The sequence below is a fragment of the Kitasatospora sp. NBC_01300 genome, assembly GCF_041435235.1.
Lineage (GTDB): Bacteria > Actinomycetota > Actinomycetes > Streptomycetales > Streptomycetaceae > Kitasatospora.
On sequence record NZ_CP108408.1, the window covers coordinates 1,176,839 to 1,200,400 of the forward strand.

Here is a 23,562-nt window from a genome sequence, read left to right on the forward strand (position 1 = left end):
TGAGTGACTGTGACAGGGTCACCGGTGGTGCTGGGGATCGAGTCCTCCTGCGACGAGACCGGCGCGGGTCTGGTCCGGGACGGCGTACTGCTCGGGCAGGCGGTGGCGTCGTCGATGGACGAGCACGCCCGCTTCGGCGGGGTGGTGCCGGAGATCGCCGCCCGGGCGCACGTCCACGCGATGGCGCCGGTGGTGGGCGAGGCGCTGGCGCGGGCCGGGCTGACGCTCGACGACATCGGCGCCGTCGCGGTGACGACCGGCCCGGGGCTGGCCGGGGCGCTCCAGGTCGGGGTGGCCGCGGCCAAGGGCTACGCGTTCTCGCTCGGCGTCCCGCTGTACGGGGTGCACCACCTGGCCGGGCACGTCGCCGCCGCGACGCTGGACGGCGGGCCGCTGCCGAACCCCTGCGTGGTGCTGATCGTCTCGGGCGGGCACACCTCGCTGCTGCTGGTGCGCGACCTCGCCCGCGACCCGATCGTCCACCTCGGCGACACCTTGGACGACGCGGCCGGCGAGTGCTTCGACAAGGTCGCCCGGATCCTCGGCCTCCCCTACCCCGGCGGGCCGGCGATCGACCGGGCGGCCCGGGACGGCGACCCGACGGCCGTCCGCCTGCCGCGCCCACTGACCGGACCGCGGGACGACCCGTACGCGTTCTCGTTCTCCGGGCTCAAGACGGCGGCCGCCCGCTGGGTGGAGGCGCAGCGCTCGGGCGGCTCGGACCCGTACGTCCCGGACGCGGCGGCCGGGCTGCAGGAGGCGATCGCCGACGTGCTGACCCGCAAGGCGGTGCGGGCCTGCACCGATCACGGGATCGACACCCTGGTGGTGGTCGGCGGGGTCGCGGCCAACTCCCGGGTGCGGTCGCTGGCCGAGGAGCGCTGCGCGGCGGCCGGGATCGCGCTGCGGGTGCCGCCAATGAGGCTCTGCACGGACAACGGGGCGATGGTGGCGGCGATCGGCGACCTGCTGGTCCGCTCCGGCGCCGAGCCGGCTCCGGCGGAGCTGTCGGTGGATCCGTCGGCGCCGCTGGAGTTCGCGGCGTTGACGCCGTTGGCGCCGTTGGGGCGGACTGCCGCGGCCTGACGGCGCGTCGGCCCGCCGTCGGGTTCATCCCGACGGCGGGTTGAGCTGACAGCCGGTCGACCCGGCGGCCGGTCGACCTGACACGGCGCGTTGGCCCGACACGGCGCGTCGGCCCTCGCGGCGCGCCGACCCGACAACGGTTCGATCTCGCCCGACGCGAATCCGTTCCCAAGCCTTCCCCCAGCCGCAACGGGTGTGACATTTTACATGTCACACATCAGGAACCGTGTGCCCCCAACCGCACGGCAACCCTCAACGGCCCCGGAGGCCCCCACAGATGCGTCCCTCCCGGATAGCGAAGGCCGGCGCGCGCAGACTCCCTGCGCTCGGCGTCGCCTTCTTCCTCGCGCTCGGTCTCTTCGCACCCCAGGCCCACGCCGCCGACACCCCTGCGGCCCGCCCCTCGACCACCCCCACCGGCAAGGCGGCCGCACCGCACTCCGTGCCCGTGCCCAAGTCCCCCGACACCCCGAAGGACGCCCGCCCGCTGGCCGCCGACCAGCAGGCCAAGGCGACCGCCCCGACGGCGGCCAGTGCCACCGGGGCCGGCCTCGACGCCAAGGCCGACAAGGCCGACAAGGCCGACAAGGCCGCCAGGCAGCTCGCGGCCGCCCCCGCCTGCGACGTCTCCGCCTTCACCGGGAACACCGGGGCCGCGCTCGTCCAGCGGGTCAAGGCCGCCGGCCTCGACTGCGTCAACACGCTGTTCACCCTGACCGGCAACGACGCCAAGGCCGCGTTCAACGAGGCCCAGATGGCCACCGTCGCCAACGCCCTGCGGGACGTCTCCGCCGCCTATCCCGGCGACGACTCCACCTCCGCCGGCCAGCTGGTCCTGTTCCTGCGCGCCGGCTACTACGTGCAGTGGTACAACCCGGACGTGGTCGGCCCGTACGGCGCCACCCTGCAGACCGCCGTCCGCGGCGCCCTCGACGGCTTCTTCGCTGCCCCGCACAGCAAGGACGTCACCGAGGCCAACGGCGCGACCCTCGCCGAAGCCGTCACCCTGATCGACAGCGCCCAGGAGAACGCCCGTTACACCGGCGTCGTCAAGCGCCTGCTCACCGACTACACCGGCTCCTGGACCGGCTCGATGGCCACCGCCGTCGCCAACACCAAGACCGTCATCGAGCGCGGCTTCGACCTCCCCGCCTTCACCGCGGCCCTCCAGGCCGACCCCTCCTTCGCCACCACCATGGCGTCCTTCGTCACCCGCAACAGCTCCCAGCTGAACGGCTCCGACCTGGTCACCTCGATCGGCATCCAGATCGGCAACCTGGTCGCCAACGACGCCACCAGGGCCCAGGGCCGACCGATCGTCAAGGACCTGGTCAACCGGTACCCGCTGGTCGGCGCCACCGCGCCGCTCACCATGAACCTGGTCTGGTTCGCGGAGAAGAAGGACACCGGCAACTGCGCCTACTACGGCACCTGCGACCTGCCCACCCGGCTCGTCCCGCTCGTGCTCACCGTCGACCACACCTGCAACGCCAACCTGCGCATCCGCGCCCAGGACATGACCGCGCAGCAGCTCGCCGACACCTGCACCAGCCTGATCAACGAGGACCAGTTCTTCCACAAGGTGGTCAAGGACAACGGCCCGGTCGCCAACGACAACAACACCAGCCTTGAGGTCGTCGTCTTCGACGACTACTACGACTACAGCCTCTACGCCTGGGAGATGTACGGCATCGCCGTCGACAACGGCGGCATGTACGAGGAGGGCGACCCGGCCAAGCCCGGCAACCAGGCCCGCTTCATCGCGCACGAGGCCGACTGGCTGCGCCCCGCCTTCCAGATCTGGAACCTCAACCACGAGTACACCCACTACCTCGACGGCCGCTACGACTTCTACGGCGACTTCGACGCCGGCATGACCACCCCGACCGTCTGGTGGGTCGAGGGCCTCGCCGAGTACATCTCGTACAGCTACCGGGGCGTCCACTACGACGACGCCGTCGCCCAGGCCGCGAAGGGCACCTACGCGCTGAGCACCCTCTTCGACAACACCTACGACAACTCCGACTCCACCAAGGTCTACAACTGGGGCTACCTGGCCGTGCGCTACATGCTCCAGTCGCACCCGCAGGACGTCGACGCGCTCCTCGCCAAGTACCGCGTCGGCGACTGGAACGGCGCCCGCACGCTGCTCAAGACCACCATCGGCACCCGCTACGACGCCGACTTCGCGACCTGGCTCAAGGCCTGCGGCGCCGACAACTGCGGCAGCCTGCCCACCAGCCAGGCCCCGCTGTGCACCGCCGGCGACACCCGGCAGTACGACAAGAACTGCCGTCGCGACGGCGTCGCCGCCACCACCGGCAACTACAGCTACAGCTTCCTCAACCTGCCCGCCGGCGTGAAGCAGCTGACCATCACCACCACCGGCGGCACCGGCAACGCCGACCTCTACTACAACGGGGGTGCGTGGGCCACCACCGGGTCGAACCTGGCCAAGTCCACCAACGCCGGCAACGGCGAGACCCTCACCATCACCAACCCGCCGTCCGGCTGGGTGTACTTCAGCCTCTACGCCCAGCAGGGCTTCGGCGGCGTGACGGTCACCACCACGTACAACTGACCCGCGCACAAAGGACATCGAGGAGGGCCCCGCGTGCGGCGGGGCCCTCCTCGCGCGTTCTGGCCCCTCGCGCGTTCGGGCCCCTCGCGCTCAGCCCTCCGCCGACCAGGTCACCACGGGCGGGCGGACGGCGGCGCACAGCGGACGGCCCTTGGCGTCCGTCAGGCGCAGCCGGGCCACCAGGACGCCGCGCTCCACCGCCGCCCCGGCGACCTCCCGGTCGACCGCCGCCAGCAGCAGCTTGGCCCGGCGGAGCAGCGCCCAGCCGTCGCCGTCCCTGGTCACCCAGTTCAGGTAGACGAACCGGGCGCCGGGGCCGCCCTGCACGTACCGGCCGGTGAGGTCCACGCCTCCGGGGAGGTCCGCGCCGCCCGGCACCGGCCTCGCCTCGCACTCCAGCGACCAGCGGGCGCGCGGCGCGTCACCCGGGACCGGGCCGAGCAACTCGGCCGGGCGACCCCGGCGTTGGACGGCGACGTGCAGGTCCCGGTAGCCCGGGAAGCCCGGCGCGGCGGCACACTCACGCCCCGGCAGGTCGGTGGCCTCGATCCTCAGCTCCATACCGATATGGTCCCCCACCGCACGCCCCGGAAAGTTATAACGATCGGCCATCTAATGCGCCGCGCAATCCGGACCGGCAGTTGGCCATCCTTTGTCAAAAGAGCGTCAGGAGCACTGGCTTTCGGTTAAGGTCCGGGGTTAGATGAAAGTCGGTTCGGGGTTCCGATCGGAATGCCGAATTTCCGCCAAGCCGCGGGCATCCTTGCTCCACCGTGCCTGCCATCCCGGGAATGGAGAGTACCCATGAAGATGATCAAGGCGATCGTGAAGAAGTTCAAGCGTGACGAGGACCTCGCCGACCACTCGTGGATCGCGCACGTCATCTGACGCACCGTCACCATCGGGGGCTGTGGCCGGGCCACGGCCGGGCCGCGGCCCCCGCCGGCGCTGCAGAGCGCCCCACCCGTTCACCTGCCCGGAGTTCTCCCGGCCGCCCGGAGCTCTCCGCCCGCCGGGGGAATCCATTTCATCGCCATTTCATTGGAGGCGGGATTCTCATGGAAGAAATGGCGCCGACAGCCGGGCGCGCCCATTCCATCGTTTACGCCCCGAAGATCCAGGACCTGCTGACCAGGGAAGAAAAGGTATTCCGGATCGACGCCCGCACGGTCGGCGTCTCCGACAGCGGGCTGATGGCCGAAATCGTCGCGGCGCGCCCCGTGCGGTCGGCGGAGCGCTCGGTCTACAAGCCCGCCGCGGGAGCGGACATCCACCACGACAGCGCGACCCGGACGATCCGCGCGCTGGGGCAGGACGTCATGGCGGGCATCAGGACCCCGCCGCCCCCGGCACCCGGGCTCTCCGGCGCCTGGCCCTACGCGGCCACCTCCTACCTGCGCCGATGGCTCTTCGCGTCCGACCCGCTGCCGGTCTCGCTCCTGTCGAAACGCGGCGTCACCCGCTCCGACCGGCTCTCCCGGATCGTCGACCGCGCCGTCACCGTCTGGCCGGGATCCGCTGCCGAGGGCAGGAGCACCGCGCTGGCCGGGCAGATCCGCGACGCCGACGGCACCCGGGAGCGCAGGCAGGCCATCGCGCTGTACCGGCGGTCGACGGCCACCCTCTGCGACGGGGTGGCCGCACTGGCCGGCAACGCCCTGTGGCTCATGGGGCCGGACCGGGAGCGGGAGGGCGCCCGCGCCGACCTCACCGAGGTCCTGTGGGAGACCCTGCGGCTGCTCCCGCCCGCGTGGATGCTGTTCCGCAACGACGGCCACGCCTACACCGGGCTGCACCCCGAGATCCGCCCCGAGGACCGCGTCGCGCTCTTCCCGCTCCTGATGCACCGCCACCCGGAGCACTGGTCCGACCCGCTGGAGTTCCGGCCCGAACGGTGGGCCGGGGTGGCGGACCCGGAGAAGACGCCCGGGTTCATGCCGTTCGGCTTCGACGGGGCCCGCTGCTGGGCCAAGCACCTGATCGTGCCCCTGGCCGAACGCCTGCTGAACGTCGCCCTCGACCACCGGCTCACCATCCGCGGCCCGCAGCAGGAGACGCACGTCCCCCTGCGCTCCCTGCTCTCCGTACGGTTCGACGCCGGGATCAGGGCCTGACCCACGAGCCCCGAACACCCTGACACCACGGGACACACCATGGAATCGCCCACGCTGGCCGACTGGGTCGGCGACGTCCGCAGCTTCACCGGCCACCAGTGGCAGCGCAAGCCCGCGGTCTTCACCCCGGAGAAGCTCGCCTCGCCGTTCGACCTGGACGCGTTGGACGCCGCCTTCGACACCGGGCTGCTGCGCACCCCCTACCTGGAGATGGTCCGCTCCACCAAGGTGACCGTCCCGCCCGAGGCCTACACCACGTCACGCACGGTCAACGGCGTGACGCACCACGGCTTCGCCGACCGCGCGAAGGTCCTCGCACTCCTGGGCGTCGGGGCGACGCTGCTGCTGCGCTGCGTCGACCAGTGGCACCGCCCGACGGGCGAGCTGGTGGCGCGGCTGTCCGAAGAACTCGACCGGCGCGTCGAGGCGTTCTTCTTCGTCACGCCCGCCGGCGGCCAGGGCCTCGCGGTGCACCGCGACGACGCCGACGTGTTCGTCCTCCAGGCGGCCGGACGCAAGACCTGGTACGTCCACGACGCGCCGGGCACGGCGGACTGGTCGCCGGGAGAACTCCCCGACGACGAGCACTCCCCGCGCCTCCTGCACAGGGTCCTCGAACCCGGCAGCGTGCTCTACGTCCCGCGCGGCTTCGCACACCGCGCGGTCGGCGCCGCCGGCCTCTCCGCCCACCTCTCCCTCACGATCCGCGACGTCTCCGTGCCGGACCTGCGGGCCGCCCTGGAGCAGCGGTTGACGGACGGGCTGGGCCTCCCGGCGCGCCCGCTGGGCGAGGGCGCGATCGACGACTCCTGCGCCGCGCTGCTCGACCACGTCCGGGCCAGGCTCGACATGATCGAACCGGAGGACCTGCGGCTCACCGCCCGGGCCGCGCAGGCACGGGCGGCCCGGGTGGAGGCGGCGGAGAACGCGGAGCGCGCGGAGACGTTCGCCGAGGCGGCCCGGACCTGGGAAGGCGGCGGGACCGACGCCGGGCGGGCCGGGCTGGCGTCCGTCAGCCGCACCTGGCGCAGGCTGCGCGACGCGGCACGCACCTCGCACTGACGCGCTGGCGCAGGTTCGTCAAAGACACACGCCGCGCCCGGCAAGCGCCGCCCGTCCTCCGTACCGCCGTGATGACGACGACGGTACGGAGGACGGTCGGCACCGGCCCTCGACGGCCGAGGACGCTAGACCCGCTGCGCCGGGACCGTCCGGTCCCGCTGGAGGTCCAGCAGCTCACGGAACAGCCCGTCCGGGCGCGCCGCCAGCTCCGCCCAGGTGCCGGTCTGCACGATCCGGCCCCGGTCCATCACGATCACCCGGTCCGCCACCGCCGCGTTGGCGATGTTGTGCGTCACCAGCAGCGTGATCCGCCCCGGGGCGAGGGCCCGCAACGCGTGCAGGATGCGGTGCTCGGCGCGCGGGTCCAGGTCCGAGGTCGGCTCGTCCAGGATCAGCAGCCCCGGGCTGCGCACCGTCCGGTACAGCGCCCGGGCCACCGCCGCCCGCTGCCAGCCGCCGCCCGACAACTCGGCGCCGCCCCACCAGCCCTGGGCCAGCAGCGTGCGCCAGCCCGACCGCAGCCGGGCCACGATCTCGTCGAAGCCCGTCCGCGCGGCCGCCCGCTCCACGTCCGCCATCACCTGCTCGGTGAGGTGCCCCAGGTGGACGTTCTCGGCCGCCCCCAGCGGCCAGCGCGCGAACTCCTGCGGCACCCGGGCCACCCGCGACCACATGCCGTCCGCGTCCAGTTCCTCCACCGGCACGCCGTCCCAGCAGATCCGGCCGGACTGCGGCAGGTAGAGGCCGGACAGCAGCTTCAGCAGCGTCGACTTGCCGCTGCCGTTCTGCCCGATCACCGCCACCACCTCCCCGGCCCGCAGCGTCATGCTGACCCCGCACAGCGCCGGCTCCTGCTGCTCGCCGGGGTAGGTGTGCCCGAGGTCCGCGACCTCCACCAGTTGCGGCGCGTCCGGCACGATCCCGCCGCGCCGGATCCGGTGACCGCCGGCCTCGTCCAGGAAGGTGAAGTAGTCGTCCAGGTACAGGCCCATCCGGTACAGCCGGGCGCCGTTGCCGACCAGGCCCTGCAGCCCGGACGAGGCCGTCCGCAGCGCGAACGTCGCCGTACCCGCCGCCGCCAGGTCGATCCGGCCGCTCGCCACCAGGTACAGCAGCGTGCCCCAGACCAGCGCGCTGCCCGCCCCCGTGCCCAGCGAGGCCAGCAGGGAGACCTTCGCCGCCTCCCTGGTCGCCCGGTCCGTCGCCTCGACGATCTTCTCCTCGGCGCGGCGGTACTTGGCCATCAGGAACGGCGTGACCTGGTCCGAACGGACCTGGTCCGCGCGGGTCTTGTCGATCAGGAACCAGCGGTAGACGCGCAGCGCGCCACGGTCCTCGTTGGTGGCCACGGCCGCCAGGTAGTGGATCCGGGCCGTCTGGACGGCCGCCACCCCGGTCGGCACCGAACCCAGCAGCAGCAGCGGCACCAGCCACGGGTGGAGCGTCGCCAGGACGCCCGCCGCGGCGGCCAGCGAGACCGTCGAGGCGATCACGTCCTGGGCGTTGGAGAGCAGGTCCGGCGTGGTCGAGGCACCCCGATCGGCCGCCTCCCACTGCTCGTTGTACGCGGGCTCGTCGTACGCCCGCAGCTCGGCCGCGCACCCGGCGGCGATCAGCGCCAGCTCCGCCTCCCGGGTGACCCTCGGCGACACCCGGCCGGACAGCCCCACCACCGCGATCCCCAGCACCGCGCGCAGCGCGGCCGAGACGGTCAGCAGGAGCAGCGACGGCGCAGCGGTCCGCAGGTGCTCCCCCACCGGGCCCGCCACCAGCAGCGCGCCCAGGGTGCCGGTCGTCGCGTAGAGCGCCAACGCCCCGAACACGCCCGCCAGCGCCTGGCACACCAGCAGCAGCACGGTGGACGTCCGGTCCGCCGCCCACGCCAGCGCCAGCGCGCGGCGCACCAGGTGCGGGAGGCGGCGCAGCATCGCGCTCGCCGACATCGACGCGCCGGCCTCGGCGCGGCGGTCGCCGGGGAAGCGCAGGCGCAGTTCCTCGTCGTGCTGGTCCTCGTCGTGCAGTTCCTCGTCGGGCTGGTCGTGGTCCTGGTCTTGAACGGGCTGGTCGGGCGGGGTGTGGGGCCTCTCGGGCTTCACGATCTGTTCGGACACAGTGCTCCCTGCTCCCTGGTACGGCGGCCGGTGGCCGCGGCGGATCCGCGCGCGGGCAGCCCTCACCGCCGAGTGGGCGTGTGGGGTCGGCAGCGGTGCCGGAGGGCACTCTGCGAGGGGCTGGCTGCGGTGCGGACCCCGATCCTGGCAGCGGTCCGCCGGGCCGTCCGGCGTGTCCCGGCCGGTCTCACTCGATCCGGGCGATTCCGTGTCGGCGGCGGCGAGTTGGTGGCAATCGATCACCGGGAGGGTCCGCGATGTTCGATTCGGGGGCCGGTTGCGGCACCCTCCGGGCGTGCGGTCCGACGATCACAGGAACATCCCGGCCGAGCCCGCGCCGTCCGACCTCACCGACCTCACCGACCTCACCGAACGTCTCAGGGGGTCGGCGGGTGGAGCGCGAGGAGGGAGGGGGTGGTGGGGGCGGCGAGGCGGAGCAGCCCGTGACCGGTGCCGGCGAGGCCGACCATCAGGGAGGGGCTGTGGACGCCGTGCGGGAGGCCGCAGATCCAGCCGCGGGTGTCTAGGTCGTCGAGGGTGGCGTGGGCCTGCCGCAGGGCGGCGGTGCGCCAGCGGTCGCCGGCGAGCAGGAGGGGTTCGAGGTTGCCGAAGTCGCCGTGGCAGAGCGAGAAGTTGTGGCCGAAGCCCTCGCGGAGGACGGTGGTCAGGGCGGTGTCGCGTTCGGCGAGGAGCAACTCGCGGGCTTCGGGGAGGAGTTCGGCGAGTTCGGTGCGGGCGAGCGCGATGCCCGAGGCGCCGTGGCACCACAGGGACGGGTAGTGGGGCGCGTCGGGGCCGCCGTCCTCGCGGACGTCGCGCCAGTTGGCGGCGGCCCGGTCGAACAGGGTGTTTTCGTACTCGACGGCGGCGAGGGCGAGTTGGGGCAGTCGCGGGTCACCGAGGTGCCGGCCGGCGCGGGCGAGCGCCCAGGCGATACCGGAGCCACCGTGGGCGAAACCGGCCAGCGGGCGCTTGACGGTGCCGGCGAGGGAGGCGGGCAGCCAGCCGGCGCCGCCCTCGGGGTGCGGGGCGGCGGCCCGGACGAGGCGTTCGGCGCAGGCGGCGAGGGCGTCGGTGACGGCGGGGCCGGGGCGGACGGCCGCCCAGGCGAGCAGTCCGCCGATGGTGCCCGCGTTGCCGGCGAGCAGGTCGTGCTGGGCGTCGTCGGCGGCGGTGGCGGCGCCGCGGCGCACCACCTGGGCGGCCAGGGCGTCGAGTTCGGCGTCGGGGTGGTGGGCGGCGAGGTGGGCGAGGGCGTAGAGGACGCCGCCGGCGCCGGAGAGGCCGCCGCCGAGGCGGTCGGCGCGCCGCCGGATCTGGTGACGCAACGTCAGTTCGGCGGCCCTGGCGGTGTTCCGGTGCTCGCGATCGCCGGTGACTGTGGCGAGCTGGTGGAGGAAGAGGGCGACTCCGGCCGTCCCGCTGTAGAGGTCGGGGCCGAGTTCGGCGGGTGCCCAGCGGCCGGGCGGGGCCCAGTTGGGGCCGGCCCAGGCGAGGTCCGCGCTTCCCCGGTAGGCCTCCCGGAGGAGTTGTTCGCCGGCGTCGACGGCCTTGGCGAGGGCGCGGGCCGCCAGGTCCAGGTCTTCGGCGGGCTTCCCGGGCAGCGCGGGAGGGGACGTGACCGGGTGGCGGCGCGGCTCGCGGGCGCCGTCCGCGGTGGTCACCGACAGCCGCAGCAGCTGGAGTTGGCGGGCCAGGTCCGGTTCGCCGAGGGCGTCCGCCTTGGCGAGGGCGAGGTCGAGTGCGGGCCGGTCGGTGACGCCGGGGATCAGGGCGCCGGTGGAGGATCGGGCGTCGACGCTGTCGGGGCGGATGGTGAAGACCGGGACGTCCCCGCGCCAGAGGTCGGCGCGTTCGTGGTCGACGTAGGCGAGCGCGTGCTCCTCCCAGGCGGGGAGCGCCCAGAGCCGGTCGAGGTGGCGGTCCTGGTCGAGGCCGTCGCGGAGCAGGTCGGGGTGGCAGGCGGTGGCGAGCAGGCTGCGGTACTCGAAGGTGTCGCGGCGCAGCATCCTGGTCTCGTCGGCGGCGAACGCCCGTATGAGCTCCCGGAGTTCTTCCTTGTGGGCGGCGAGCAGCCGGTAGGCCTCGGTGAAGCCGGCTTCGAGTTCGCCGACGTGGTCGGCCAGGCGCAGCGGCCGCCCGGGCGGGACGGGCCGGCTGCCGGGCGCCGCGACGGGCATCCGGCGGTACTCCAGGCGGAGCCGGTCGGTGCCCTGGTCGACCAGGACGGGGGCGGGGCGCGGCGGGAGGCTGCCCGGATCCCAGCCGAGGGCGGAGAGGTCGGTGCCGCCGTTGCCCTCGTCCCACATGCGCTCGGGCAGCAGGCCGGAGCGCAGCACCGAGTGCCGGGCCTGGTGGCGGGCGAGCCGTTCGGACTCGGAGAGGTCCTTGGCGGGTTCGGGCAGGTCGGGGTGGAACAGCGCTTCCAGGTCGATCAGGACCGGCTGGTCGCGGACGGCGATCAGGTTCTGGGCGTGGCAGTCGACCGCGTCGAGGGTGTGGAGCAGCGCGGCGAGGGTGCCGGCGCGGTGGTAGAAGTCGCTCAACTCGGCTTCGTCGCAGGCCGGTTCGGCGGCGACGTGGGCGACCCAGCCGTAGCCGTCGCGGGCCAGGTGGGCGAGGTCGTGCAGTGGCAACCGGAGCATGGGGTTGAGCCAGCGCAGGAGGTGCTGGAAGTGCGTCTCGGCGCCGAGCGGGCGCGGCTTGTACACGATCCGGGTGCCGTGTTCGAAGCGCAGGGCGCTGACGGTGGCGCCGCCCCGGTGCGGGTCGCCGAGGCCGGTGGCGAGTTCGGTGAGGCGGCCGAGCGGGCGGCCGTCGGCGAAGGTGCGGGCGAGGGCGGGGAGGTCGGCGGCGAGGCGGCGGTAGAGGGTGAGGCAGGTGGCGGTCCACTGTTCGGCGGCGGTGGCCAGGCGGTACGCCAGCACCGGGTATTCGGCGAGGAGTCGGACGGCGCGGCCGGGTTCGGTGAGCCGGTCGAGGAAGTTCCGGTAGCGCTGTTCGGGGGTCTCTCCGGTCAACTCGCCGGAGAGGCGGGCGACGTGGAGTTCGGTGATGACGGTGCGGACGGCCGTGGCGTGCGCGGTCGCGGTGAGTGCGGGCAGGACGAGGGCGACGAGCTGGTCGGGGGTGCCGAGGGTGGCGGGACCGGGGGTGGCGGGACCGGGGGAAGCCTCGCCCGGGGTGGCGGGGCCGAGTTCGGCGAGGCCGGTGCGCAGGCGGTCGCGGGCGTCGGCGAGCAGCGGGGCGACGAGCCGGGCGAAGGCGTGCTCCCCGGGGAGGTCGAGGGTGTGCCCGGCCTCGAAGGCGGCGGCGAGGCGTTCGGCCCAGTCGGGGGTGCCGAGGCGGTCCGCGAGGTCGGCCGGGTGTTCGGCGAGCAGGGCGCGCAGCCCGTCCGGGTCGAGGCGGTCGGCGGCGAGGCGGCGCTCGAACCAGTCGTCCCGGTCGAAGGGCGGCTGGGCGCGCCAGCGGTCGAGGATCCGCCCGGCACGGTCGGCCCGTTCAGCCCGTTCAGCCCGTTCGGCGCGCTGGGCCTCCGGGTCGGGCAGCGGACGGCGGGCGCCGAGCGGGACGGCTCGGGCGGCGGCCCGACGGATTTCGGACGCGTCCACCACGGGCGGTCTCTCCATGCTCGGTTCGTGCGCGACGGTTGCGGTGCTGTGCGCTCGACGGTTGCGGTACCGGGCGTACGCGCCCCGGCGGTGCGGCCGGGCGCGCGCTCACCGGCCGTATCGTGCGTCCGCGCCGCGGGCCCCGGCGGTGCGACCGGGGTCCGCGCCGCGGACGGCGGACTCAGAAGCTGCAGACGTGGGCGCAGCTGCTCCAGCCGCCACAGGTGCTGGACTGCACCGCGGCGGTCACGTAGAGCTCGTCCGACAGGTCGCCGGCCGGGTGGACCTGGTGGCCCTGGCCGAGGGTGAGCCGGAAGTCCTCGTCCTTGAGCGCGCGGACCTGCTCTGCCGTGGGCTGCATGGTGCCTCCTTCAGACATTCGGGTCTGGCACGGTCGTGCCGGGTCGGGATCCTGGCACCGCCCCACCCACCGCACCAGGGGTCTGCCGCGCACCGGGCACAATTTCGGCCAGGGTCGAAATAGGGACGAGGTCTCCCCTCCCGTCCGGCTCCCGCAGGCCGCACCCACTCCCCCGGCCACCCGGCGAACCTCCCGTCGCCCTACACCTGTCCGGAATCCGGGCGGTGACGGGACCCTGAACCGGGCCCCACGTTTGAACGGCCGGACCCCGGGCAGTCCGCGCCGCCCGTCGCTCCTGTGGCCGGGCCGGGCACCGAAGGTCACGATGGAATCCGGCGACCCCCGCCCCCGGCCCGATCGGAGCGCGATGAGCGAGCAGCACAACGTCGTCCTGCTGACCTTCCCGGACGCCGCCGCCTGGCGGACGGCCTTCGACGAGGCGCAGCACCTGCCGGGCCTGCGGCAGCTGGCGGCGCTGGAGCGCAGCGCCGACGGCCTGTTGGAGGTCCAGGACACCTTCACCCGGGGCGCGGGCGTGACCACCGTCAGCTCCGGCGTGCTCGGCGGCCTGGTGGGCCTGGTCGGCGGGCCGATCGGCGTCCTGCTCGGCTTCGCGGCCGGTGCGGCGCTCGGCAACGCCGCCGAGGAGGGCCGGGCGACGGAGGGCGGCGCCGGGCTGATCATGCTCTCGCCGCGCGTCCCGGACGGCGGCGCGCTGCTCGTCCTGGAGCTCCGGGAGTCCTCCCCCGACCGGGCCGACGACCTGGCCTCCCGGCACGGGGCCACGGTCGAGCGGATCGACGCGCAGGCCTTCGCCGAGCAGGTCCGGGCCGCCGAGCACAAGGCGGAGCAGGACACGGCAGAGCAGGACGCGGCCGAGCAGAACGTGGCGGAGGAGCCCAAGGCCGAGGGCCACCGACCCGGCGAGGGCGCCTGACCCACCGCCCACGCAGCGCCCCGAGCACCGCGATCAGCACGGCGGCGCACCCCCGGTAGCGGTCAGCCATCGACCCGGAGGTGTACGCCTCCGGGCCGATGGCGGGCTGACGCCAACTCCCGTCTGCCGCCGGGGATCACAGGCCCACGGGGTCAGGCCGGCGCGGGATCAGGCGACGTCGAACCGGTCCAGGTTCATCACCTTGACCCACGCCGCGACGAAGTCCGCCACGAACTTCTCCTTCGCGTCGTCGCTCGCGTAGACCTCGGCGACGGCGCGCAGTTCGGAGTTGGAGCCGAACACCAGGTCGGCCCGGGTCCCGGTCCACTTGAGCGCGCCGGTGGCCGCGTCCCGGCCCTCGAAGGTGTGCCCGTCCTCCGAGGTGGCCTTCCACTCCGTGCCCAGGTCCAGCAGGTTGACGAAGAAGTCGTTCGTCAGGGCCTCGGGGGTCTCGGTGAGGACGCCGTGCGGGGACTGCTGGTGGTTGGCCCCCAGCACCCGCAGACCGCCGACCAGGACGGTCAGTTCGGGCGCGCTCAGGGTCAGCAGGTTCGCCTTGTCGAGCAGCAGGTACTCGGCGCCCAGCCGGCTGCCCTTGCCCACGTAGTTGCGGAAGCCATCCGAGGCCGGCTCCATCGCCGCGAAGGAGTCGACGTCGGTGAGCTCCTGCGTCGTGTCCACCCGGCCGGGCGTGAACGGCACCACCACGTCGCGGCCGGCCGCCCGGGCGGCCTTCTCCACGCCGACGCCGCCGGCCAGCACCACCACGTCCGCCAGCGAGACCTGCTTGGCCCCGGACCGGGCGTTGAACTCCTGCTGCACGCCCTCCAGGGTGCGCAGCACCGAGGCCAGCCGGTCCGGCTCGTTGACCTCCCAGCCGATCTGCGGCTGGAGCCGGATCCGGCCGCCGTTGGCGCCGCCGCGTTTGTCGCTGCCGCGGAAGGAGGAGGCCGCCGCCCACGCGGTGGACACCAGCTCGGAGACCGACAGCCCGGAGGCGGCGATCCGCTCCCGCAGGGCGGCGACGTCCGCGGCGTCGATCTGCTGGTAGTCGACCGCGGGCAGCGGGTCCTGCCACACCAGTTGCTCGGTCGGGACCTCCGCGCCGACGTAGCGGGCGATCGGGCCCATGTCGCGGTGGGTCAGCTTGAACCAGGCGCGGGCGAAGGCGTCCGCGAGCTCCTCGGGGTGCTCCAGGAAGCGCCGGGAGATCGGCTCGTAGATCGGGTCCAGGCGCAGCGACAGGTCGGTGGTCAGCATCGTCGGGGCGTGCCGCTTGGACGGGTCGTGGGCGTCCGGGACGGTGCCCGCTCCGGCGCCGCCCTTCGGCTTCCACTGGAAGGCGCCGGCCGGGCTCTTGGCCAGCTCCCACTCGTAGCCGAACAGCGTCTCGAAGAAGCTGTTGTCCCAGGTCACCGGGGTGGCCGTCCAGGCGCCCTCCAGGCCGCTGGTGATCGCGTCCCCGCCCTTGCCGGTGCGGAAGGTGCTCTTCCAGCCGAGGCCCTGCTGCTCCATCGGGGCGTCCTCGGGGTCGGGGCCGACGTTCTCCGCCGGGCCCGCGCCGTGGGTCTTGCCGAAGGTGTGGCCGCCGGCGATCAGCGCGACGGTCTCCTCGTCGTTCATCGCCATCCGGTAGAAGGTCTCGCGGATGTCGCGGGCGGCGGCGAGCGGGTCCGGGGTGCCGTTGGGGCCCTCGGGGTTGACGTAGATCAGGCCCATCTGGACGGCGGCGAGCGGGCGCTCCAGCTCGCGGTCGCCGGTGTAGCGCTCGTCGCCGAGCCAGGTGGTCTCCGGGCCCCAGTAGACGTCCTCGTCCGGCTCCCACTCGTCCACGCGGCCGCCGCCGAAGCCGAAGGTGTCGAAGCCCATCGACTCCAGGGCGACGTTCCCGGCCAGGATCATCAGGTCGGCCCAGGAGAGGTTGCGGCCGTACTTCTTCTTCACCGGCCACAGCAGGCGGCGGGCCTTGTCCAGGCTGGCGTTGTCGGGCCAGCTGTTCAGCGGGGCGAAGCGCTGTTGCCCGGCTCCGGCGCCGCCGCGGCCGTCGCTGATCCGGTAGGTGCCCGCGCTGTGCCACGCCATCCGGATGATGAAGGGGCCGTAGTGCCCGTAGTCGGCCGGCCACCAGGCGTGCGAGGTGGTGAGGGCCGTCTCGATGTCCCGCTTCACGGTCGGAAGGTCGAGGGATCCGAACGCCGCGGCGTAGTCGAAGTCCGCGCCGAGCGGGTTCGCCACGGCCGGATTCTTCGCGAGGATCTTCAGATTGAGCCGCTCCGGCCACCACTGGCGGTTTCCGCCGCCCTGGGTGGGGTGCGGCGCGCGCCCGTGGGCCACCGGGCAGCCACCCGCGCCCTCCGCCTGCGGCTCGGGTTCGGTAACGATCGGATCGTGGTTCTCAGACATGGAAATCCTTCCCTACAAGGCGGATCACGGTGTCTTCACTGCTACTTCCTGCTACCCAGGCTATCGCCGGAGCCGATCCTACGATGGACACGATCCACGTCAAGATTGACACCAAACGCATATCCGATCGGGAACCGGAGCGAAGCCGAAATCACTTGGTAAAATCCTGGCCTCCCATTGACCTGAATAGGTGAACCGATATGAGTGACCTGCTGGAGCGACTGCGCGGACGCGGCTGGCGCCTCACCTCCCAGCGGCGTGTCGTGGCGGAGGTCCTGGACGGCGAGCACGTGCACCTCACCGCCGACGAGGTCCACGCCCGAGCCGCCGAACGCCTGCCCGAGATCTCCCGGGCCACCGTCTACAACACCCTCGGCGAACTGGTCACCCTCGGCGAGGTCACCGAGGTCTCCACCGACGGCCGGGCCAAGCGCTACGACCCCAACGCCCACCACCCGCACCAGCACCTCGTCTGCACCCACTGCGGCACCATCCGCGACGTCCACCCCACCGACGACCCCCTCGCCGCCCTGCCCGCCGACCAGCGCTTCGGCTTCACCGTCACCGACGCCGCCGTCACCTACCGCGGCCTCTGCCCGGCCTGCGCGGCGGCCTGACCACGGGCCCGGACCCACATCCCCGCCCGGACCGAGGACCGGGGTTCCCTGCGAAGATCGGGGGATGGAACTGACGATGGTTGACGTCACACCGGGGAGCGCCGCCATGGCGACCGATGTCGGGCCGCTGATACGGCAGTTGAGACCGGCCCTGACCGCCGAGGGGTTCGCCGCCTTCGCCGCCGAGGCGCACGCGCAGGGGCTGGCCTTCACCGCCGCCTACGACGGCCGCGGGCGGTGCGTCGGGGTGGCGACCCACCGGGTGCTGGCGACCAGCCGCGGCCAGCTGCTGTTCGTCGACGACCTGGTGACCGACCGCGCGGTACGGTCGGCAGGGGTCGGCGGGCGGCTGATGGCGGAGCTGGACGAGCGGGCCCGGCGGGCGGGGTGCGCCCGGATCGAGCTCGACTCCGGGGTGACCAACCACGGCGCGCACCGCTTCTACCACGCGGCCCGGATGTCGATCGTCGCCATGCACTTCGCCCGCGAGATCCGGGCCGGTTCGTAACCCTCCGAGGGGACGGCCGGTTCGCGGCCCGCGATGCCGGCCGGTTCGTGGTACGCGATGCCGGCCGGTTCGTGGCCGTTCGCCGCGGCGCCGGGCCGGAGTTGACACGGAACCACGGAGTTGACGGACCCGCCGGCCCGCCCTTGACCCCCGCCGGGGCCGGGCTGGGACGATCCCCGGCATGGGCGAAACCATCAACGAGAAGCAGCCGATATTCTCCGCCGACGCCGACATTCGCATTTCCGCGACACCGATCGAGGTCTACGCGGTGATCAGCGACCTGCCGCGCAGCGGCGAATGGAGCCCGGAATGCCTGGGCGGTGAATGGACGGTCGGCGAGCCGGCCGCCGTCGGGTCCGTGTTCCGCGGCGACAACCTCCGCGGCGACGACATCGTCGCCTGGGCGCCGGTGGTCCGCGGCCGGTGGACGACCCAGTCCGAGGTGGTCACCGCGGAGCCGGGCCGGACCTTCCGGTGGGCGATACACAACTCGGACGGCCAGAAGCAGGAGAGCGTCTGGGGCTTCGACATCGAGGCCGCCGAGGGCGGCGGCAGCCTGCTGACCCACCACTTCCGCATGGACTCGGCCACCCAGGGCATCAAGGGCATCACCGCGGAGATGGACGCGGCCGAGAAGCAGCGCTTCTTCGCGGAGTGGGGCGACAAGATCTCCGGCGATCTGGCCGCCACCCTGCAGCGCATCAAGGCCGTCATCGAAGAGGCGTGACGCCGGGCGGTATCCGGCCTTTCCGCGATTCGCCCGGAATTCCCGGGCCCGTACCCGGGCACGCGGCCATTCGGACGCCCGGGCACGCCAATTCACCTCGGACGGTGTCTCTTTCACCGCGGGTGGTGTCCATTCCATTCACGTCAGGCGCCGACGGCGCACAGCCGAGGCCCGGGAGGCGTACAGGTGCTTCTTCAACGTATCGGAAACCGGGGAATTCAGCTCGGGATGCTCTTCGAACGCGCCGCGGCCAGACACGGCGCGAACGTCCTCATCCTCGACCACGACCTCGACGCGGCACCGGAGTTGGGGCGCAGGGCGACCGTCGCCGAGGTGTCGGACCTGGTGGACGACCTGGCGTCCCGGCTCTGGGCGGCGGGCGTGCGCCCGAGCCGGCGGGTGGTGGTGTACAAGGCCGACGGCTTCGACATCACGCTGCTCGCGTGCGCGGCGGCGCGGATCGGGGCGGTCCCGGTCCTGCTGTCGCCGGCGCTGGACGGCGCGACCGTCGCCGAGCTGGTCCGCCGCACCGACCGGCCGTTCCTGGTGACCGACCAGGAGAAGCTGGAGAACGTGCTGCCCGAGACGGTCTTCGACCTCGCCGACCGGGTGGTGCTGACCTCCGGCTCGTACCGGGACGCCGTCGAACTGCGGGCGCTGGCCGGGGTGGAGAGGGTCAGGCCCGTCATCATGCCGGCCGACCACCCGACGCTGATCACCCACACCTCGGGCACCACCGGGACGCCCAAGCTGGCCGTGCACACCGGGTTCAGCCTGCAGTCCCGCTACCGCCCGCAGGCCTCCGTCATCGCCCCGCTGATCCCGGGCCGGGAGACCATCGCCATCCACGTCTCCTTCGTCCACTCCCGGCTGATCACCGCGCTGGCGATCTCGCTCTACCGCGGCTTCCCGCTGGTCGTGCTGCGCGAGTCGGACCCGAAGCACGTCGGCGACCTGTTCGCGCGGCTGAAGCCGGGCATCCTGGAGGCGCACCCCAACTCCTTCATGGAGTGGGAGGAGTTGGCGCAGGACCCGCGCGGCCCGCTGTCCAACGTCAAGCTGTTCAGCAGCACCTTCGACGCGATCCACCCGCGGACCGTGCACCGGCTGCTGCGCGCCACCCGGCGCCGCTCGCCGCTCTTCGGCCAGCTGTACGGGCAGAGCGAGGTCGGCCCGGCCATCGTCCGCGGCTTCACCCGGCGCCGCACCCTGGACGACGACGGCCGCTGCGTCGGCATGCCGTTCCCCGGGATGACCGACGTCCGGGTCGTCAGCCGGAACGGCAACCCGCCGTCCGAGCGGAACCCGGGCTTCATCGAGGTGCGCAGCGACGGACGCATCGTCACCTATCTCGGCGAGCAGGACCGATACGACGCCCAGGTGTCGGCGGACGGCTGGTGGCGGATGGGCGACGTCGGCTACCGCACCAAGTGGGGCTGCGTGCACCTGCTGGACCGCGAGGTCGACCTGATCGAGGGCTTCGGCAGCACCCTCGCGGCCGAGGACACCCTGTTCGGCCAGCTGCCCGGCCTCGCCGAGGTCATCATCATCCCCGGCCCGGACGGCAGGGCCGTGCCGGTGGTGTGCACCAAGGACGACGAACCACTGGACCTGGCGGCCTGGCGCCGCGCCACGGCGTCGCTGCCGCCGATGGCCGAGCCGGTCCACCGGCGGCTGGACGAGCTGCCGAGGACCGCCACCACCAAGATCAAGCGCCTGGAGCTCGCCCGCCTGCTGCTCGCCGACGCCCCGCAGGGCACCCGGGCGGACGTGGAAGACGTGGAGGACGTGAAGCCGTGAGTGAGCGAACCGAGCCCGTCATCGAGAGGTGCGCGCGGGCGGATGCCCCTGCCGAGCGAAGCGAGGCGGGCGCATGAGCGGAGTGGGCAGCAAGGCGGCACTGGAGGTCTGCGTCATCGGGGCCGGCCCGCGCGGCCTGTCCGTTCTGGAGCGGCTCTGCGCCAACGAGCGCGCGGCGCCCTCGCACGACTCCATCACGGTGCACATGGTCGACCCGGCCGCGCCCGGCGCCGGCGCCGTCTGGCGCCAGGACCAGTCACGGCACCTGCTGATGAACACCGTCGCCTCGCAGATCACCGTGTACACCGACGACAGCTCCCGGATCGACGGCCCGATCGAGCCCGGTCCGAGCCTGTGGGAGTGGGCAGTGGAGGTCGCCGAGGCCGGCGCCGCCTCCGGGCAGGACGAGGAGTGCGTGGCCGAGGCCCGCGCCCTGGGAGCCGACAGCTACCCCACCCGGGCGTTCTACGGGCGCTACCTGAACGCGAGCTTCCGCCGGGTGGCGGACGGCGCGCCCGCGCACGTCACCGTCCAGGTGCACCGCTCGCGGGCGGTGGCGATGGCGGACACCCACGGTGTCCCCGGCGGCCCGCAGGGCATCCGCCTGGAGAACGGCAGCCGGCTCAACCACCTGGACGCCATCGTGCTCGCCCAGGGCCACGTCGCGGCCCGCCCGACCCCGCACGAGGAGCGGACGGCGAGCCTGTCCCGGATCCACCACCTCACCTACATCACCCCGGCCAACCCGGCGGACCTCGACCTGAGCGGCATCCTGCCGGGCCAGCACGTGCTGCTGCGCGGCCTCGGGCTGAACTTCTTCGACCACATGGCCCTGTTCACGGTCGGCCGGGGCGGCGCCTTCGTCCGCGCGGACGGACGGCTGGTGTACCGGCCGTCGGGCCTGGAGCCGAAACTGTTCGCCAGTTCGCGCCGCGGCATCCCGTACCACGCCCGCGGCGAGAACGAGAAGGGCGCGTACGGCCGTTACTTCCCCCGGTTGCTGACCGCCGAGTACATCGCCGGGCTGCGCGAGCAGTCCGCGGCCGGCGAGCCGGTGCAGTTCCGCACCGACCTGTGGCCGCTGATCGCGCGCGAGGTGGAGAGCGTCTACTACGGCACGCTGCTCGACGCGAAGGGGCGCGACGCCGAGCGGGAGCCCTTCGTCGATCGGTACCTGACGGTCGCCCACGGCGGCGGCTTCGCGGCCCTGCTCGACGAGTACGGCATCCCCGAGTCGGAGCGCTGGGACTGGGATCGGCTCTTCCGCCCCTACGGGGGCCGGGAGTTCACCGGACCGGAGGACTTCCGCGACTGGCTGCTCGGCTACCTGGCCGAGGACGTCGAGGCGGCCCGCGCCGGCAACCTCAGCGGCCCGCTCAAGGCCGCCCTGGACATCCTGCGCGACCTGCGCAACGAGATCCGCCTCGCGGTGGACCACGGCGGGCTGGAGGGGAACTCGCACCGGGACGACCTGGAGGGCTGGTACACCCCGCTCAACGCCTTCCTGTCGATCGGCCCGCCGGTCTCCCGGATCGAGGAGCTGATCGCCCTGATCGAGGCCGGGGTGGTCGAACTCACCGGCCCGGGCACCGAGATCCGGATCGACACCGAGGCGGCCGCCTACGTGCTCACCTCCCGGGCGGTGCCCCAGCCGCCGGTGCGCGCCACCGTCCTGATCGAGGCCCGGCTGCCCGAACCCGACCTGCGCCGCACCACCGACCCGCTGCTGCAGCACCTGCTGAGCACCGAGCAGGCGACCGCGTACCGGATCCCGGGCACGGGCGGCACCGACTACGAGACCGGCGGCCTGGCCGTCACCAAACGGCCGTACCGGCTGCTGGACACCCGGGGCCGCGCGCACCCGCGGCGCTACGCCTACGGGGTGCCGACCGAGTCGGTGCACTGGGTGACGGCGGCCGGCATCCGGCCCGGCGTGGACTCGGTGACCCTCGGCGACTCGGACGCGATCGCGCGCTCGCTGCTCGCCCTGCCGCCCACCACCCAGCTGCCCTTCGGCGTCCGGCCGGACGCGGCCGTCACCGACCTGACCGGAGTGCTGATATGACCGACCCTGACGAGCCGGACGCCCCGGACGAGCCGGACGCCCCGGACGAGCCGGACGCCCAGGACGGACCCGGCGGCCCGCACGACGAGCACGACCCGCACGACGCGGCCGACATCCTGACCGACGCCGGGCTGCTCTCCCCGGTCCGCGCCGGGACGCCGGTCGAGGCCGCCGTCTGCGACCGGGCCTGGCTGCAGGCCATGCTGGACGCCGAGGCGGCGCTGGCCCGGGCCCAGGCCGGGCTGGGCACCCTGCCCAAGACCGCCGCCGACACCATCACCCGCCTGGCCCGCGCCGAGCTGCTGGACCTGCGGGCCCTCGCGGTCGAGTCCCGGGAGACCGCCAACCCGGTGGTCGGGCTGGTCCGGGCGCTGACCGGGGTGGTGGCGGCCGAGGACCGGGCCGCCGCCGAGTACGTCCACCGCGGCTCCACCAGCCAGGACGTCCTGGACACCGGCGCGATGCTGGTGGCCGCCGAGGCCCTGCGGATCATCCGCGCCGACCTCACCCGCACCGCGCGGGCCCTGGCCGTCCTCGCCGCACGGCACCGGGACACCGTCCTCCCCGGCCGCACGCTCGCCCTGCAAGCCGTACCGACCACCTTCGGCCTCAAGGCGGCCGGCTGGCGCCGGCTCGTCCTGGACTCCGAGCAGCGGCTCGGGCAGGTCGCCGAACACGGCCTGCCGGTCTCGCTCGGCGGCGCCGCCGGCACCCTCGCCGGGTACCTGGAGTACGCCCGGATCGACGGCGCGGCCGCGGGCGGGGCGAACGGGGCGGCGCCGGACCCGGGCGACTACCTGGACCGACTGCTCACCGCCTTCGCCGCCGAGACCGGGCTGGCCCGCCCGGTGCTGCCCTGGCACGCGCTGCGCACCCCGATCGCCGACCTCGCGGGCGCGCTGGCCTTCACCGCCGGCGCCCTCGGCAAGATCGCGATCGACGTGCAGTCGCTGACCAGGACGGAGGTCGGCGAGGTGGCCGAGCCCACCGCGGCCGGGCGCGGCAGCTCCTCCGCGATGCCGCACAAGCGCAACCCGGTGCTGGCCACCCTGATCCGCAGCGCCGCGCTGCAGGTGCCGGTGATCGCCGCCGGGCTCACCCAGTGCCTGCTGGCCGAGGACGAGCGCTCGGGGGGTGCCTGGCACGCCGAGTGGCAGCTGCTGCGCGAGGCGCTGCGGCTGACCGGGGGCGCCGCACACACCGCGGTGGAGCTCGCCGAGGGGCTGGAGGTCAAGCCCGAACGGATGCGCACCAACCTCGAACTGACGGGCAGTCAGATCGTCTCGGAGCGGATCGTCGCCGTCCTGGCACCCCGGCTCGGCAAGGCGGCGGCCAAGCAGCTGCTCACCGAGGCGTCCGGCGAGGCCGACCGCGACGGTCGGCCGCTGGAGCAGGTGCTCGCCGAACTGCCTGCTCTCGACGGCATGTTCGGCAGGGTCGAGCTCTCTCGGCTGTGCGATCCGACCACGTACACCGGAGCGGCCGGCCCCCTCGTCGACCGGGCCCTGCGCGAGCCGTGAGGCCGGCCCGGCGTCCGGCGCCCCGGCACCGGGCGCCCGAGCGATCCGCGACCAACCGA

At 73.6% G+C, this 23,562-nt stretch carries 16 protein-coding genes; 11 read left to right on the forward strand and 5 right to left on the reverse strand.

What is annotated here, in order from left to right; translation table 11 throughout:
- Positions 1 to 24: 24 nt before the first annotated feature.
- Together tsaD and OG556_RS05070 are read left to right on the forward strand one after the other, a co-directional pair.
- Positions 25 to 1,086: a tRNA (adenosine(37)-N6)-threonylcarbamoyltransferase complex transferase subunit TsaD gene (gene tsaD / locus OG556_RS05065; RefSeq protein WP_371522575.1), complete on the forward strand. Its 1,062-nt coding sequence runs from the start codon at positions 25 to 27 to the stop codon at positions 1,084 to 1,086.
- A 277-nt stretch (positions 1,087 to 1,363) separates the two neighbouring features.
- Positions 1,364 to 3,667: a M9 family metallopeptidase gene (locus OG556_RS05070; protein WP_371516058.1), complete on the forward strand. Its 2,304-nt coding sequence runs from the start codon at positions 1,364 to 1,366 to the stop codon at positions 3,665 to 3,667.
- A 90-nt stretch (positions 3,668 to 3,757) separates the two neighbouring features.
- On the opposite strand, the gene OG556_RS05075 is transcribed toward OG556_RS05070, so the two are convergent.
- Positions 3,758 to 4,228 carry a DUF5990 family protein gene (locus OG556_RS05075; RefSeq protein ID WP_371516059.1) on the reverse strand — a complete coding sequence of 157 codons (471 nt, stop codon included), beginning with the start codon at positions 4,226 to 4,228 and terminating at the stop codon, positions 3,758 to 3,760.
- A gap of 506 nt (positions 4,229 to 4,734) precedes the next feature.
- Here OG556_RS05075 and OG556_RS05080 point away from each other — a divergent pair.
- Positions 4,735 to 5,781: a cytochrome P450 gene (locus tag OG556_RS05080; RefSeq protein WP_371516060.1), complete on the forward strand. Its 1,047-nt coding sequence runs from the start codon at positions 4,735 to 4,737 to the stop codon at positions 5,779 to 5,781.
- A gap of 39 nt (positions 5,782 to 5,820) precedes the next feature.
- On the forward strand, positions 5,821 to 6,843 hold the full coding sequence (locus tag OG556_RS05085) for a JmjC domain-containing protein (protein ID WP_371516061.1): 1,023 nt from the start codon (positions 5,821 to 5,823) through the stop codon (positions 6,841 to 6,843).
- 125 nt (positions 6,844 to 6,968) lie between these two features.
- On the opposite strand, the gene OG556_RS05090 is transcribed toward OG556_RS05085, so the two are convergent.
- From OG556_RS05090 to OG556_RS05100, 3 genes are all read right to left on the reverse strand, one after another.
- Positions 6,969 to 8,954 carry an ATP-binding cassette domain-containing protein gene (locus OG556_RS05090; RefSeq protein WP_371516062.1) on the reverse strand — a complete coding sequence of 662 codons (1,986 nt, stop codon included), beginning with the start codon at positions 8,952 to 8,954 and terminating at the stop codon, positions 6,969 to 6,971.
- Positions 8,955 to 9,331: 377 nt separating this feature from the next.
- On the reverse strand, positions 9,332 to 12,583 hold the full coding sequence (locus OG556_RS05095) for a type 2 lanthipeptide synthetase LanM family protein (protein WP_371516063.1): 3,252 nt from the start codon (positions 12,581 to 12,583) through the stop codon (positions 9,332 to 9,334).
- Between the two features lie 163 nt (positions 12,584 to 12,746).
- Positions 12,747 to 12,926 carry a hypothetical protein gene (locus tag OG556_RS05100; RefSeq protein ID WP_371516064.1) on the reverse strand — a complete coding sequence of 60 codons (180 nt, stop codon included), beginning with the start codon at positions 12,924 to 12,926 and terminating at the stop codon, positions 12,747 to 12,749.
- Between the two features lie 367 nt (positions 12,927 to 13,293).
- On the opposite strand from OG556_RS05100, the gene OG556_RS05105 reads away from it, so the two are divergent.
- On the forward strand, positions 13,294 to 13,863 hold the full coding sequence (locus OG556_RS05105; RefSeq protein ID WP_371516065.1) for a hypothetical protein: 570 nt from the start codon (positions 13,294 to 13,296) through the stop codon (positions 13,861 to 13,863).
- A gap of 168 nt (positions 13,864 to 14,031) precedes the next feature.
- Here OG556_RS05105 and katG read toward each other — a convergent pair whose 3' ends face one another.
- Positions 14,032 to 16,266 carry a catalase/peroxidase HPI gene (gene katG, locus OG556_RS05110; protein ID WP_371516067.1) on the reverse strand — a complete coding sequence of 745 codons (2,235 nt, stop codon included), beginning with the start codon at positions 16,264 to 16,266 and terminating at the stop codon, positions 14,032 to 14,034.
- Positions 16,267 to 16,466: 200 nt separating this feature from the next.
- Between katG and OG556_RS05115 the strand changes: the two genes are divergently transcribed.
- The 6 genes from OG556_RS05115 (at position 16,467) to OG556_RS05140 (ending at position 23,503) form a co-directional block, all read left to right on the forward strand.
- The gene (locus OG556_RS05115) at positions 16,467 to 16,883 is read left to right on the forward strand and encodes a Fur family transcriptional regulator (protein WP_371516068.1); all 417 of its coding nucleotides are present in this window, start codon (positions 16,467 to 16,469) and stop codon (positions 16,881 to 16,883) included.
- Positions 16,884 to 16,989: 106 nt separating this feature from the next.
- Positions 16,990 to 17,391: a GNAT family N-acetyltransferase gene (locus OG556_RS05120; RefSeq protein WP_371516070.1), complete on the forward strand. Its 402-nt coding sequence runs from the start codon at positions 16,990 to 16,992 to the stop codon at positions 17,389 to 17,391.
- A gap of 181 nt (positions 17,392 to 17,572) precedes the next feature.
- Positions 17,573 to 18,118 (forward strand): SRPBCC family protein, encoded by a 546-nt coding sequence (locus OG556_RS05125; RefSeq protein ID WP_371516071.1) that lies wholly within the window; start codon positions 17,573 to 17,575, stop codon positions 18,116 to 18,118.
- A 228-nt stretch (positions 18,119 to 18,346) separates the two neighbouring features.
- Positions 18,347 to 19,918 carry a class I adenylate-forming enzyme family protein gene (locus OG556_RS05130; RefSeq protein ID WP_371516072.1) on the forward strand — a complete coding sequence of 524 codons (1,572 nt, stop codon included), beginning with the start codon at positions 18,347 to 18,349 and terminating at the stop codon, positions 19,916 to 19,918.
- A gap of 73 nt (positions 19,919 to 19,991) precedes the next feature.
- On the forward strand, positions 19,992 to 21,983 hold the full coding sequence (locus OG556_RS05135; protein ID WP_371516073.1) for an FAD/NAD(P)-binding protein: 1,992 nt from the start codon (positions 19,992 to 19,994) through the stop codon (positions 21,981 to 21,983).
- A complete protein-coding gene (locus OG556_RS05140; protein WP_371516074.1) occupies positions 21,980 to 23,503 on the forward strand; it encodes an adenylosuccinate lyase family protein in 1,524 nt (507 codons plus the stop codon). The genes OG556_RS05135 and OG556_RS05140 overlap by 4 nt, the downstream gene beginning before the upstream one ends.
- The last annotated feature ends 59 nt before the right edge of the window (positions 23,504 to 23,562 follow it).

Bases quoted from the DNA above. Each gene is read 5' to 3' on its own strand.
- OG556_RS05070 (WP_371516058.1), top strand. From the start codon at position 1,364: ATGCGTCCCTCCCGGATAGCGAAGGCCGGCGCGCGCAGACTCCCTGCG.
- OG556_RS05075 (WP_371516059.1), bottom strand. From the start codon at position 4,228: ATGGAGCTGAGGATCGAGGCCACCGACCTGCCGGGGCGTGAGTGTGCC.
- OG556_RS05080 (WP_371516060.1), top strand. From the start codon at position 4,735: ATGGCGCCGACAGCCGGGCGCGCCCATTCCATCGTTTACGCCCCGAAG.
- OG556_RS05085 (WP_371516061.1), top strand. From the start codon at position 5,821: ATGGAATCGCCCACGCTGGCCGACTGGGTCGGCGACGTCCGCAGCTTC.
- OG556_RS05095 (WP_371516063.1), bottom strand. From the start codon at position 12,583: ATGGAGAGACCGCCCGTGGTGGACGCGTCCGAAATCCGTCGGGCCGCC.
- OG556_RS05100 (WP_371516064.1), bottom strand. From the start codon at position 12,926: ATGCAGCCCACGGCAGAGCAGGTCCGCGCGCTCAAGGACGAGGACTTC.
- OG556_RS05105 (WP_371516065.1), top strand. From the start codon at position 13,294: ATGAGCGAGCAGCACAACGTCGTCCTGCTGACCTTCCCGGACGCCGCC.
- katG (WP_371516067.1), bottom strand. From the start codon at position 16,266: ATGTCTGAGAACCACGATCCGATCGTTACCGAACCCGAGCCGCAGGCG.
- OG556_RS05115 (WP_371516068.1), top strand. From the start codon at position 16,467: ATGAGTGACCTGCTGGAGCGACTGCGCGGACGCGGCTGGCGCCTCACC.
- OG556_RS05120 (WP_371516070.1), top strand. From the start codon at position 16,990: ATGGCGACCGATGTCGGGCCGCTGATACGGCAGTTGAGACCGGCCCTG.
- OG556_RS05125 (WP_371516071.1), top strand. From the start codon at position 17,573: ATGGGCGAAACCATCAACGAGAAGCAGCCGATATTCTCCGCCGACGCC.
- OG556_RS05130 (WP_371516072.1), top strand. From the start codon at position 18,347: ATGCTCTTCGAACGCGCCGCGGCCAGACACGGCGCGAACGTCCTCATC.
- OG556_RS05135 (WP_371516073.1), top strand. From the start codon at position 19,992: ATGAGCGGAGTGGGCAGCAAGGCGGCACTGGAGGTCTGCGTCATCGGG.
- OG556_RS05140 (WP_371516074.1), top strand. From the start codon at position 21,980: ATGACCGACCCTGACGAGCCGGACGCCCCGGACGAGCCGGACGCCCCG.